General features: G+C 53.0%; 11 protein-coding genes and 1 pseudogene. 3 read left to right on the top strand and 9 right to left on the bottom strand.

Annotation, left to right across the window (positions count from 1 at the left end; genetic code table 11):
• Nucleotides 1-13: 13 nt before the first annotated feature.
• The 5 genes from HA49_RS20590 to HA49_RS10815 form a co-directional block, all read right to left on the bottom strand.
• Nucleotides 14-898 (bottom strand): LysR family transcriptional regulator, encoded by an 885-nt coding sequence (locus HA49_RS20590; RefSeq protein ID WP_052752469.1) that lies wholly within the window; start codon nt 896-898, stop codon nt 14-16.
• A 26-nt stretch (nt 899-924) separates the two neighbouring features.
• Nucleotides 925-1,815, bottom strand: a complete 891-nt coding sequence (locus tag HA49_RS10830; protein ID WP_038023234.1) for an AEC family transporter — start codon at nt 1,813-1,815, stop codon at nt 925-927.
• Nucleotides 1,816-1,902: 87 nt separating this feature from the next.
• Entirely contained in the window at nt 1,903-3,363 is a 1,461-nt protein-coding gene (locus HA49_RS10825; RefSeq protein WP_046791743.1) for an aldehyde dehydrogenase family protein, read from the bottom strand.
• A 50-nt stretch (nt 3,364-3,413) separates the two neighbouring features.
• Nucleotides 3,414-3,941, bottom strand: coding sequence for a lactoylglutathione lyase (gene gloA / locus HA49_RS10820; RefSeq protein WP_038023231.1), 528 nt, complete (start codon nt 3,939-3,941; stop codon nt 3,414-3,416).
• Between the two features lie 269 nt (nt 3,942-4,210).
• On the bottom strand, nt 4,211-4,921 hold the full coding sequence (locus HA49_RS10815) for a YtjB family periplasmic protein (protein ID WP_038023229.1): 711 nt from the start codon (nt 4,919-4,921) through the stop codon (nt 4,211-4,213).
• A gap of 118 nt (nt 4,922-5,039) precedes the next feature.
• Here HA49_RS10815 and serB point away from each other — a divergent pair, with 118 nt between their 5' ends.
• From serB to nadR, 3 genes and pseudogenes are all read left to right on the top strand, one after another.
• Nucleotides 5,040-6,017, top strand: a complete 978-nt coding sequence (serB, locus tag HA49_RS10810) for a phosphoserine phosphatase (protein WP_038023227.1) — start codon at nt 5,040-5,042, stop codon at nt 6,015-6,017.
• A gap of 14 nt (nt 6,018-6,031) precedes the next feature.
• Nucleotides 6,032-7,417 (top strand): DNA repair protein RadA, encoded by a 1,386-nt coding sequence (gene radA, locus HA49_RS10805; RefSeq protein ID WP_038023225.1) that lies wholly within the window; start codon nt 6,032-6,034, stop codon nt 7,415-7,417.
• Between the two features lie 118 nt (nt 7,418-7,535).
• A pseudogene (gene nadR, locus HA49_RS10800) lies at nt 7,536-8,794 on the top strand (multifunctional transcriptional regulator/nicotinamide-nucleotide adenylyltransferase/ribosylnicotinamide kinase NadR).
• Between the two features lie 57 nt (nt 8,795-8,851).
• On the opposite strand, the gene ettA reads toward nadR, so the two are convergent.
• The 4 genes from ettA to urtE form a co-directional block, all read right to left on the bottom strand.
• Complete coding sequence (gene ettA / locus HA49_RS10795; protein WP_072055927.1) at nt 8,852-10,519, bottom strand: energy-dependent translational throttle protein EttA; 1,668 nt, start codon at nt 10,517-10,519, stop codon at nt 8,852-8,854.
• 137 nt (nt 10,520-10,656) lie between these two features.
• The gene (locus tag HA49_RS10790; RefSeq protein WP_038023222.1) at nt 10,657-11,583 is read right to left on the bottom strand and encodes a DMT family transporter; all 927 of its coding nucleotides are present in this window, start codon (nt 11,581-11,583) and stop codon (nt 10,657-10,659) included.
• Entirely contained in the window at nt 11,580-12,164 is a 585-nt protein-coding gene (locus tag HA49_RS10785) for a TetR/AcrR family transcriptional regulator (RefSeq protein ID WP_038023219.1), read from the bottom strand. Before HA49_RS10785 ends, HA49_RS10790 begins: the two co-directional genes overlap by 4 nt.
• A 124-nt stretch (nt 12,165-12,288) precedes the next feature.
• Nucleotides 12,289-12,987 (bottom strand): urea ABC transporter ATP-binding subunit UrtE, encoded by a 699-nt coding sequence (gene urtE, locus HA49_RS10780; protein ID WP_038023218.1) that lies wholly within the window; start codon nt 12,985-12,987, stop codon nt 12,289-12,291.

Raw genomic sequence — 12,987 nt, 5'->3', positions numbered from 1 at the left:
TTACAGCCAGACGTTAGTTAACGGCTGGCTTTGCTACTTGCTGACGACGGGTGAGGTGTCGGTAAAATGCTTCTGCGAGTGCTGACTGGTCCAGGGTCTGACTCACCAGATAAATATCGCAGGACGGAATATTATCCAGTGGAAACAGGTGTAGCCCCGCCAGAAGCGGATTATTGTCGATAAAAGTCTGCGGCATCACCGTGAATCCCAGTCGCCGGTGAACGGCACTCAGGATAAGCTCATAAGACTCGATATCCGACTGGCGCGCGTAACGCAGATTCTGCTGACTCAGCCACTGGCGAACCAGCATATGGTAGAAACATTTTTCCCCGAAGCTGAACAGCGTCAACCCGGATGCCTTGTCACGAAACTGCCCGGGATCGGCCAGGTGAGTGACCAGCGACAGCTTTTCCGGAGCATAAAATTCCGCTTTCAGGGCCGGATGCTCTATCGGACCGTCAACCAGAATCATATCCAACTCTCCCTGTAGCAGCTTTTCCATGAGTGTCAGGGATGAGTGACAGCAGATATTGATTTGTACCTGCGGATGCTGATGCATAAACTCAACCACCGCCTGTTGTAATGGTCCGTTCAGGGCTACATCAAGTACTCCGAGCTGCAGCTGTCCCTGTAACAAAGAATGCTGAAAAAAAGTCAGGCATTGTTTACTCTGTTCGAGTAACTGCTGAGCTTTGGGATAAAAAGCCCGCCCTTCCGGGGTCAGAGTCAGGCGCTGTTTCTCGCGGTTCACCAGTGCTACGCCAAGACTACTCTCCAGCTCTTTAATACGGGTACTGATGTTCGACGGCACGCAACACATTTTGTCTGCGGCCGCAGCCACACTACCTTCTTCCACCAGAGCACAAAAGAAACCTAACTGATGTAATTTTAACAACATAGCGACTCCTTAACCGCGTTAAACGGTCATAACACTCCATGCCATCCGACAATGGTGACGAAGGAAAATAAAATACCGTAACTTTGTAATGCTGTGGCCAGTTCCGGCTTTAGCCCCGCCCGTTGCGCCATAATCGCCGCCGCTATCATCGGGGCCATACCCGCCTGTAGTACTGATATATTTCTGACTTCAGTACTGACAGGGAAAAGCAACGAGGCGAACAGCACCAATACCGGGGCTGCTAACAGCTTCCATATTGTCCCAGCCAGCAACGGGATAAACAGCCGGCGAGGCGGGCGCAGCTGGATCTGTAATCCAACGGTAAACAGTGCCAACGGAGTCATGGTCGCTCCGATACTGGCCACCGGTGATTGCAACACGTCCGGCAGTCCATTGGTCAGTTTTAGCAACAGGCTCGCGACCAGGGCAACAAAGGGTGGAAAGGTGATTATCCGCTTTGTGACCTGTTTTACGCTCACCTGGTGACCAGAGCAAAGTGCCATCACAATAACTCCGGCCGTGGACAGGATAATAAAGCTGCCCAGCTGATCGGCAATTACCGCAGTTTTCAGTCCGTCGGCTCCGTAATATCCGGAAATAATGGGATATCCCATAAACGACGTGTTACCGATACCCGCGACCAGAATTAATACCCCGCAGACTTCCCGCGACCAGCCGGCAAACCGGCAGGCGACTACCGCCAGTATCAGCGCCCCGAGGAATACCAGCCACATGCTCAGCACGGGGAACAGGCTTGAGCTATCGAACCGGGTATGCGGGATCAGGGTCAGGATAACGCAGGGTAGGGCAATACTTATCAGCCACCAGTTAAAACAAGGCACCAGTTGTTCAGGAAACGTGATAAACCGTCGGACAAAAATCCCCAGCAACAGGCAGAGGATCAGTAACACATTCATAATAAGTCCTGTTATTCAGGGCATGCTGTCTACGCCGCTCAGTCAGACGTAAAACGGGGCACAGGACGCGCCCCGGGGTATAGCAGATTACTGATAATCGATATAGACGGTCTTACGTTTGATGTACAGCTGATAGCCATATTCGCCGTCATCCCCGCCCAGTCCGGAGAGTTTCCATCCGGCATGGAAGCCATTAATCTCTTCCGGTCCGAATCGGTTGATATAAACCTCACCATATTCCAGTTGATCGGAAATCTGGAACGCTGTCGACAGGCTGCTGGTATACAGGTAAGAACTCAGGCCATATTCAGCAGCATTAGCTTTTTCGATGACCTCTTCCTGAGTATCAAATACCACCACTGGCAGCACCGGACCGAACACCTCTTCACTGAGGATGGTTGCATCTTCCGGTAAATCAGTAACTATCACCGGAGCAACCCAGTTACCTTTTGACAGTTCCGGATCCTGTGGCAATTTTGCCTGCCAGAGGATTTTTCCGCCCTCTTTAAGGGTGGTTTCCAGTAGCTCATCGACATGCTGTTTTTCTGCCGGTGAGACTTTCGGGCCGACAATAGTGCCTTCCTGCAACGGGTCACCGACCACGATTTCCTGAGCAGCTTTCTCTAAAGCCCGGATAAACTTATCGTATACTGCCCGCTGAACATAGGTTCTTTCGTTACAGATACAGACCTGTCCGCAGTTTGCCATGCGCGAATTCACTGCATCGCGCGCAGCTTTATCAATATCCGCATCCGCCATGACAATAAACGGTGCTTTACCGCCTAGTTCCAGCGATACCGGAATCACTTTTTCTGCGGCATTCTTCATGATTTCTTTACCGGCGCGGGTTGATCCGGTCATGGTAATCAGTGCGGTGCCAGGATGTTTGACTATCGCGTCTCCGACCACGCGTCCTTCTCCACACACCACATTGACAATACCTTCAGGAATCCCCGCCTTCTGGCTCAGTGTTGCCAGCGCCAGTGAGCTGAGTGGAGTAACCTCGCTGGGCTTAATCACAATCGAGTTGCCGGCAATCAGAGCAGGGGCAGCCTTACGCAGGAACAGTGCCAGCGGAAAATTCCAGGGAATAATCGCGCCAATGACACCCAGCGGCACTTCCCGGGTTACCGAATGCTGGTGAGGTGCTGAGGGGGCCAGTACATCCCCCTGTCGTTTCCAGGCGAAATTAGCTGCGTAACGCAGCATTGTGATGGCCATATCGACTTCACCACGGGATTCACTGAGCGGTTTACCTTGCTCGGTGGTCAGCAGTGTTGCCAGGGCCTCGTGATTTTGTTTAATCTGTTCAATCCAGGCTTCCAGAAAAGTCGCACGCTCTGGCTGGGGCTTGTTGGCCCAGGCTTTCTGCGCTTTTACGGCTGCCTCTACCGCTTTATCGACCATCTCTTTATCGCCCTTCGCCACCTGACAAATAACTTTGCCAGTGGCTGGATTCAGAACATCATCGTGTTGTGATGATTTTACCCATTTTCCGTTAATGAAATGGGCGGGCGAATCAGGCAGCAGGTGATTATATTGGGTCATAAATACTCCGGTACAGTTGAAGGCTAGCGATAGCCACGGTAAACGGATAGTTAGTCATCCAGCGGGGTGGGTTGAAGAATCTCAATCCAGTAGCCGTCAGGATCCTTAATAAAGGCCACATAGTTCATACGGCCCTCAGAGAGTTTTTTCTGAAAAGGCACCGAAAGCTGTTCAAAACGCTCACAGGCCTGGCGTACATCGGGTACGCTGACACACAAATGGCCAAAGCCCTGAGGCTCTGAATTTCCATTGTGATAGTGAAAACCGGCCTGTTTTTCTGTGCCATGGTTCCAGGTCAGTTCCAGAACGCCGGGCTGGCTTAGAGCCCATTGTTTCCGTTGCTGGTCATCCTGTGGGATATCGGATAACGGACGACGCACCAGATAAACGATGGTAAAAGCTGCCTCTTCGAAACGTTCTTCATATACCGGAATGAATCCAAGAATCCGGCTGTAGAAATCGATGGCTTTCGGCAGGTCTTTGACACGAATCATGGTGTGATTAAACACATAATCCTTTGCCTTGTGGGTCTCTTCGATATCAATGTGGTACTTATTAGTCAGGTCAGATAATGGCATTGTCTGGTTCCTCATCATTGGTGATGAATCTGTTTAAGACTGCGGTGTGTGCCGCAAAGAGTTGCGGCTGATGGGCTAAGTATAGAAATGCATTGCCACTTTGCTTACCGATTTTTCCTGATTTGGTGACAACAATGCAGTTCAGGCGCCTAACCTGCAGCGAATTGTCGATAAGCATGGCAGAGATTGTCGTTACACGAAATTAACATTTAAAGCAGAGGCCTGTTCACTATTTGTGAACAGGCTTGCAGGCTGTGGCGGGTCTGGCGTTAAGTGCGGCGTTTTTTACGGTTGCGGGGAGGACGGGCATTTTTGGCCGGCGCTTTTCTGGCCGGGGGAGGGTGCTGGTCGCTCTCAGGTTCCGCCGGTACTGGCTGGCTGGCCGTCAGCAGGAACGGTGACTGCTGCCAGTGACTGCGCCGGTTTTTCAGCAGAGTCCGGCTCAGCACCAGGCCAATAGCCAGTGCCAACAACATCATCAGCCGCAAAATATTGGTCGTGTTATCTACCTGCCGGGATTCGGTGGCCAGCACATGGGTATCCAGCGTCAGTCGTAAAAAACCTAGCGGTCCGTTTTTTCCCTGTACCGGCTGGACAATCTGATGATTGAAATAGCTGCCGGCACGTTGCCCGTCCAGACCGAGACGGTCCCTGACCGGGATGCTTTCTCCGCTGTGAGCAACCAGTGCACCGTTGGTGTCATAGACCGAGGCATCCAGTATCCGGCTGTTGGTCGTCAGTTGTTGTAAAATTGCTTCAATCCTGCCCTGCTGATTGTTGCTGTCAGCCAGCAGCGGAACCAGACTGAATGCGACCTGGCGGGAAAGGGTCCCGGCCAGTTGCCGGACCTGAGTCGACTGGACTTTCTGGCTGTTCAGGCTGAACCAGGAGGCTCCCTGCATCAGTAGCACCAGTAACGCCAGACAGGCCAGTGTGATCACTGTGCGGTGCAGTGTAAACCTGATTTTCTGTTGTGCCATGGGCGGCGTGTCTCATTCCTGGGCGAATAATCGTAATGACTTATGGTTTATGTTGCCAGAATAGCTGCACTCGGGGTAGCCTCTTGCGTGGTTTTGTTGTCCCCCTACAGGAGCTCTGATGCCAAACCGTCTTACCTGGTGTGATCTGCCTGCGGATGTCGCGCAATGGCCAGGTCTGCCTTTATCTTTAAGTGGTGACGAAGTTATGCCACTGGATTATCGTGCCGGCAGTACTGGCTGGTTACTTTACGGACAGGGGCTGGATAAACAGCGCCTGACCGATTATCAACACCTTCTGGGTGCTGCCATGGTGATCGTCAGTGGCTGGTCTGTCGAGGATGTACAGGTGATCCGGCTGGCCGGTTCCCTGACCCCGCGAGCCAGTAAACTGGCCCATGAGAGTGGCCTGGATGTGGTGCCACTGGGTGCATTACCACACCTGAAAACCCCGGGGTTACTGGTGATGGATATGGACTCCACTGCGATAGAGATCGAATGTATCGATGAAATCGCCAAACTGGCCGGGTGTGGTGAGCAGGTTGCGGAAGTGACCGAACGGGCTATGCGGGGTGAGCTGGATTTTGAAGCCAGCCTGCGCCAGCGTGTCGCAGCGCTGAAAGATGCCGATGCATCAATCCTGAAACAGGTGCGTGATGAGCTGCCGTTAATGCCGGGTCTGCGGAAAATGGTCGCTGAACTGCAGTCGTATGGCTGGAAAGTGGCTATTGCTTCCGGCGGCTTTACTTTTTTTGCTGACTATCTGCGTGATGAGCTGGATTTGGTGGCTGCTGTCGCCAATGAGCTGGAAATCTATGATGGCCGCTTGACGGGTAACGTACTGGGCACCATTGTGGATGCAAAACATAAAGCGGTGACTCTGGAAAAACTGGCTGCCCGGTTTGATATTCCTAAAAACCAGACCATTGCAATCGGTGATGGTGCCAATGATCTGTTGATGATGAAAGCTGCCGGATTAGGGATTGCCTATCATGCCAAACCTAAGGTCAATGAAAAGGCCGCGGTGACTATCCGCAATGCCTCTCTGACGGGGGTACTCTGTATTCTGAGTGGTGGTCGGATCCACGAACAACGATAAGCTGAGGAGTCGTTTTGGCCAAAGCGGTAAAACGTGCATACGTTTGTAATGAGTGCGGTGCGGATTATCCGCGCTGGCAGGGACAATGCAGTGCCTGCCAGGCATGGAACAGTATCACTGAGGTGCGGATTGCTGCGACCCCCACCGCGGCCAGAAATGAGCGATTGTCGGGCTATGCTGGCAGTGCGGGTGTTTCTAAAGTACAGAAGCTTTCAGAGATAAGCCTGGAAGCTTTACCTCGTTTCAGTACCGGGTTTAAGGAGTTCGACCGGGTGCTGGGAGGCGGTGTCGTGCCGGGCAGTGCTATTTTAATTGGCGGAAATCCGGGGGCAGGGAAGTCGACATTACTGTTACAGACCTTATGCAAACTCGGCGAGCAGATGAAAACGCTGTACGTGACCGGGGAAGAGTCTCTGCAACAGGTGGCGATGCGTGCCCATCGTTTGGGTCTGCCGACAGATAACCTTAATATGCTCTCAGAGACCAGCATTGAGCAAATCTGCCAGATTGCCTCGGAAGAAAAACCACGTCTGATGGTCATTGACTCCATTCAGGTAATGCATATGGCCGATATTCAGTCCTCACCTGGCAGTGTGGCACAGGTTCGTGAAACCGCCGCTTATCTGACGCGATTTGCCAAAATGCACGACGTGGCAATCGTTATGGTCGGTCATGTCACCAAAGATGGATCTCTGGCCGGGCCTAAAGTACTGGAACACTGTATTGACTGTTCGGTATTGCTGGATGGCGATGCAGATTCCCGGTTCCGTACCCTGCGCAGCCATAAAAATCGTTTCGGTGCGGTGAATGAGCTGGGGGTATTTGCCATGACAGAGCAGGGAATGCGGGAAGTCAGCAATCCCTCAGCCATTTTCCTGTCGCGGGGCGATGAGATCACCTCGGGCAGTTCCGTGGTGGTGATTTGGGAAGGGACGAGGCCGTTGCTGGTGGAAATTCAGGCACTGGTCGATCATTCGATGATGGGTAATCCCCGTCGGGTGGCGGTCGGCCTGGAGCAGAATCGTTTAGCCATTTTACTGGCAGTGCTGCACCGGCATGGCGGATTGCAAATGGCTGATCAGGATGTCTTCGTCAACGTGGTGGGTGGGGTCAAAGTGACCGAAACCAGTGCCGATCTGGCATTGCTGCTGGCGATGGTTTCCAGCCTGCGGGATCGGCCATTGCCACAGGATTTGGTTATTTTTGGAGAAGTGGGGCTTGCCGGAGAAATTCGTCCGGTACCCAGCGGTCAGGAACGAATTTCAGAGGCAGCAAAACACGGTTTTCGTCGCGCAATAGTCCCTGCTGCCAATGCCCCGAAAAAGCCTCCGGAAGGGATGAGGGTTTATCCGGTCAAAAAACTGTCAGATGCTCTGGATGTGTTAGAAGAACTTGCATGAGAATAAAGAGCTGGTCAGCTTTCGGTGGCCGGTTCCGTTACCCCTGAAATACCCGATATCCGGCAGCGCAGCAAAGTGGATGCCAGACAGCTGTCCGGCAGATGACAAGAGGCAATGAATGTCGACTTATGACTATCTGAAAAAGGCAATTCGTCAGCAAGGATACACCTTGCAACAGGTGGCGGATGCCTGCGATATGACCAAGGGTTATCTGAGTCAGTTGATTAACGCCAAAATTAACAGCCCCAGCGCCCGAAAACTGGAGGCGTTACATCGTTTTCTTGGGCTGGAGTTTCCCCGACGGCAAAAACAGTCGGGGTCGTATTTGGTAAATTCTACCCGCTGCATACCGGTCATATCTACCTGATACAGCGAGCCTGTAGTCAGGTTGATGAACTGCATATCATTATGGGGCACGACGATCCGCGGGATCGTCTGCTATTTGAAAACAGCTCGATGTCTGAACAGCCCACCACCAGCGACCGTTTACGCTGGTTGTTACAGACCTTCAAGTACCAGAAAAATATCCGTATCCACTCTTTCAATGAGGAAGGGATGGAACCTTATCCGCACGGTTGGGATGTCTGGAGCCACGGCATGAAACAGTTCCTGGCCGCGAAGGGGATTGTGCCTGATAAAGTGTACACCAGCGAGGCTGCCGATGCGCCGATGTTCGAAAAACATCTGTCGATACAGGCAGTACTGGTTGATCCTGATCGTTCATTTATGAACATCAGTGGCAAGCAGATCCGTCAGGATCCCTTCCGTTACTGGGATTATATCCCGACCGAGGTAAAACCGTTTTTTGTCCGTAAAGTCGCGTTACTGGGCGGCGAATCCAGTGGGAAATCCACCCTGGTGAATAAGCTGGCAAATATTTTTAATACCACCAGTGCATGGGAATATGGCCGTGATTATGTGTTTTCTCACCTGGGTGGAGATGAAATTGCACTGCAATACTCTGATTACGACAAAATCGCGCTTGGTCAGGCCCAGTATATTGATTTCGCAGTAAAATATGCCAATAAAGTGGCCTTTATTGATACCGATTTCGTCACGACCCAGGCTTTTTGCCTGAAATATGAAGGGCGTCAGCACCCGTTTGTCCAGGCGATGATCGATGAATACCGTTTCGATCTGGTGATCGTGCTGGAAAATAATGTGCCCTGGGTGGCAGATGGCTTACGCAGCCTGGGTAGTTCGGTTGACCGGCGGGAATTTCAGACCATGTTGCTGGGGATGCTGGAGCAGAACAATATTCGTTATGTGCGGGTAGAGGAAGATGACTATGATTCGCGCTTTCTGCGTTGCATTGAACTGGTGAAATATATGCTGGAACATCCGGCCGCTCAGCTACCCCCGACCCGTGAGCGTTAAGCGCAGGTAAATAAAGCTGCCGGGCGGCCAGCAATGGCCGGCCCGGCAGGCTCAATATTACTTGGTCATTCGCTTGTACTTAATACGTTTAGGTTCCAGTGCGTCGGCCCCCAGAGTCCGTTTCTTGTACTCTTCATATTCAGTGAAGTTACCTTCGAAGAAGGCGACATTTCCTTCATCCTGGTAGTCAAGGATATGAGTCGCGATACGGTCAAGGAACCAGCGGTCATGCGAGATCACCATGGCACAGCCCGGGAATTCCAGCAGGGCGTTTTCCAGGGCCCGCAGGGTTTCCACGTCCAGGTCGTTGGTGGGTTCATCGAGCAGTAACAGGTTACCGCCCACCTGCAACAGTTTGGCCAGATGCAGGCGTCCGCGTTCACCTCCGGAAAGCTCACCGACACGCTTGCCCTGGTCAGTCCCTTTGAAGTTGAAACGACCCACATAGGCGCGGCTCGGCATTTCAAAGTTCCCAATTTTCATGATGTCCTGACCACCGGACACTTCTTCCCAGACCGTTTTGCTGTTGTCCATCGCATCACGGAACTGGTCCACTGATGCCAGTTTTACGGTTTCACCCAGCTCAATGCTGCCTGAATCTGGTTGTTCCTGTCCGGATAACATACGGAACAGGGTCGATTTACCGGCGCCGTTGGCCCCGATAATCCCAACGATTGCCCCTTTCGGCACTGAGAAACTTAAGTTATCGATAAGCAACCGGTCGCCGTAGCTCTTGCTCAGGTTGTTCACTTCAACGACTTTGTCACCCAAACGTGCACCAGGCGGGATAAACAGCTCACTGGTTTCGTTACGTTTCTGGTACTCAACGCTGTTCAGCTCTTCAAAGCGGGCCAGACGGGCCTTACCTTTAGACTGACGGCCTTTAGCCCCCTGACGCACCCATTCCAGTTCTTTTTCGATAGATTTACGACGGGCCGCTTCAGACGAGGCTTCCTGCGCCAGACGCTGATCTTTCTGCTCCAGCCAGGAGGAGTAGTTACCTTCCCATGGAATACCTTCACCACGGTCCAGTTCAAGGATCCAACCGGCAACATTATCCAGGAAGTAACGGTCGTGGGTAATCGCCACAACCGTACCTTCGAAGTCGTGCAGGAAGCGTTCCAGCCAGGCGACAGACTCAGCATCCAGGTGGTTGGTCGGTTCGTCGAGCAGCAGCATGTCAGGTTTTTCTAACAGCAGACGGCATAGGGCGACACGACGCCGTTCCCCCCCGGAGAGATTGGCGATTTTTGCATCCCAGTCGGGCAGACGCAGCGCATCGGCTGCACGTTCAAACTGAGTGTTAAGGTTGTGGCCGTCATGTGCCTGGATGATTTCTTCCAGACGTCCCTGTTCTGCAGCCAGCTTATCAAAGTCTGCATCAGGGTCGGCGTACAGTGCATAAACTTCATCCAGACGCTTCAGGGCGCCGACCACTTCGGCCATGGCTTCCTCGACGGATTCACGCACCGTGTGTTCAGGATTAAGTTTTGGCTCCTGTGGCAGGTAGCCAATTTTCAGGCCAGGCTGGGGACGTGCTTCACCCTCAATGTCGGTATCAATACCGGCCATAATGCGCAACAGGGTGGATTTACCGGCACCGTTAAGTCCCAGAACCCCGATTTTGGCCCCCGGGAAAAAACTCAGGGAGATGTTCTTCAGGATATGCCGCTTTGGCGGGACAACTTTGCCCACGCGATGCATGCTGTAAACGAATTGAGCCACGAGAATGAGCCTCTTTTAATACATATTGATCATGATAATTCAGCTGTGGAGTGTAGCCTGTTTCCGGGCATAATCACAGAGAGCGACAGCCGATGTCAGCCCGGAAAGTACAGCGACTTTCCGGGGCGCGGCCAGGATCATGCATTGACACGGCGGCTCAGGCGAAACCATCGCACCGGCAGAGTAATCATGGCCAGACACAGCATAATAAACCCAATACCCATCCAACCGGCGGCGGGCAGATGTTCTCCCACCAGAGTGACCGCCAGCAAGGCCGCGACCACCGGTTCGGTCAGTGTCAGCGTGGTTGCGGTGCTGGCTTTGATACGTGCCAGCCCAAAGCCGTAGCACAGGTAACCGATAAACATCGGCACCAATGCCATATAGAGTGCTACCGCGGTATTGGTGGCAGAGGCAAGCAGTGGAGCGCCGGTCAGCAGCAATACCGGAATCAGCAGTAATCCACCGGCACCAAATGTGGAACCCATGGCAGCGACAGCATTGACACCATTGTGCATCATGCGTCGTGCTGACCAGGAGTAGAGGGCATAGGTAAAGCCTGCGACCAGTCCCAACAGCATACCGAACAGCGTTTGCAGGCTGTCTCCGGAAACGGCCGCCTGGTCTTCAGCAATACACAGTAGCACCATCCCGACCACTCCGGTAAGCGCGCCAGCCAGCCACTGGCGACTGAGCGGCTGACCCTCAAAATAGTATTCAATCAGCGCGGAAAGCAGCGGAGCCGAACCTATGGAAATTACGGTGCCTGCCGCGACTCCGGCATAATGCATCGAGGCATAAAAGGCCAGTGGGTAGACTGCGACCGCCACGGCACCCATAAGCAAATTCAGCCAGTTAGCCGCAATCTGTCGGCGACCGGAGAGTATTTTTGGCAGCGCCAGCAGGGCCTGTAGAATCCCGCCACTCCCCATAGCCACGGATCCAATTGCCAGCGGGCCGACATCTGTAGCAAAAGTCGCGGCGGTACCGGTAGTTCCCCAGAGGATGGCTGCTGCCAGTACGGCGACAATCCCGGCCTGCGGGCGAGAAGTCCGTGAGGTCACAGGGCCTCCAGCAGGTTTTGGGCCATGACAGCCGCCTGATTTATACAGAGGCTGTTTCCTTCCAGACCGGCCCTTGTCATGCTCCCTTCCAGCAGAAACGATAAATGTCGGGCCAGTAAATCACACCGTGCCCGGTCATGCGTCAGTTGGCTCAGGTGCTGTTTCAGGATATCTTCAACCTGTTGTTTGTGCTGACAGATAGCTTTACGACCTGCGGCACCGGTGGGCAGTTCTGCAGCGGCATTCAGCAGTCCGCAGCCACGAAAGGCATATTCGTACTCAAATTCGGCATGATCGGCATAGGCGCTAAATACAGCCATGATACCTTGCTGCGGAGTGGAAGCTATTGCCGAACGACGCCGGTAGAGATCCAGCCATTCCTGATGGCGGGCTGTCAGGTAGGCATCAATTAGTGCATCTTTGGAACTGAAATTGTTATACAAACTTTTTTTAGCCACTCCGGCCCGTTTCACCACCGCGTCGATCCCGGTGGCAGCAATACCATTGTTGTAAAACAGCACCCTGGCGGCGCTCAGTAGCTTGTCGTAAGCGGTGGATTTTGGGGACTGATTGACAGTCATGGCGAGATCCTGAAAATAAGTAGGTAGACCAGTATACCTATTTTTAGGGTAAAGTCAGGGGGGATTTAGTTTTGGTCACTGATAACACGAACCGGCGGCCAGTGGAGGGCCGCCGGAAGTGAGATTAAATAGCAACCAGTTTTCTGACGCCGTCCTTTTCCATATCAGCGCCAGAGCCTTGCTGAATAATCTCTCCTCTGGACATCACCAGATACTGATCGGCCAGTTCAGCCGCGAAGTCGTAGAACTGCTCAACCAGCAGAATTCCCATATCTCCCCGCTGAGCCAGCATTTTAATTACCTGGCCAATTTCCTTAATCACTGAAGGCTGAATACCTTCTGTTGGTTCATCCAGGATAAGCAATTGCGGGCGGCTGGCGAGTGCGCGGCCAATGGCTAATTGTTGCTGCTGGCCTCCGGAGAGATCCCCGCCACGGCGGTGTTTCATTTCTTTCAGTACCGGGAACAACTGGTAAATATCTTCCGGGACGTGGCGTGCCTCACGGGCGCTAAAACGCGACATGCCCAGCAGCAGATTTTCTTCCACTGTCAGGCGCGGGAAAATTTCTCGTCCCTGCGGTACCCAGGCAATACCGGCATTGACCCGCTGGTGGGGTTTACGCGGGTTAAGCAGTTGTTGCTGCCAGTGGATGGTGCCGGACTTTACCGGCAACAGCCCCATCAGGCATCGCAACAGGGTGGTTTTACCCACTCCGTTACGGCCCAGCAGACAAGTCACCTGACCCACAGGCACTTCAAATGACAGGCCGCGCAAAATGTGGCTGCCGCCATAATACTGATGTAATTCGGCTATCTGTAACAT

Source organism: Tatumella morbirosei (genome assembly GCF_000757425.2).
In the GTDB taxonomy this organism is placed as follows: domain Bacteria; phylum Pseudomonadota; class Gammaproteobacteria; order Enterobacterales; family Enterobacteriaceae; genus Tatumella; species Tatumella morbirosei.
The sequence above is the reverse complement of the archived record's forward strand: the minus strand, read 5'-3'. Positions and strand labels throughout refer to the sequence as shown.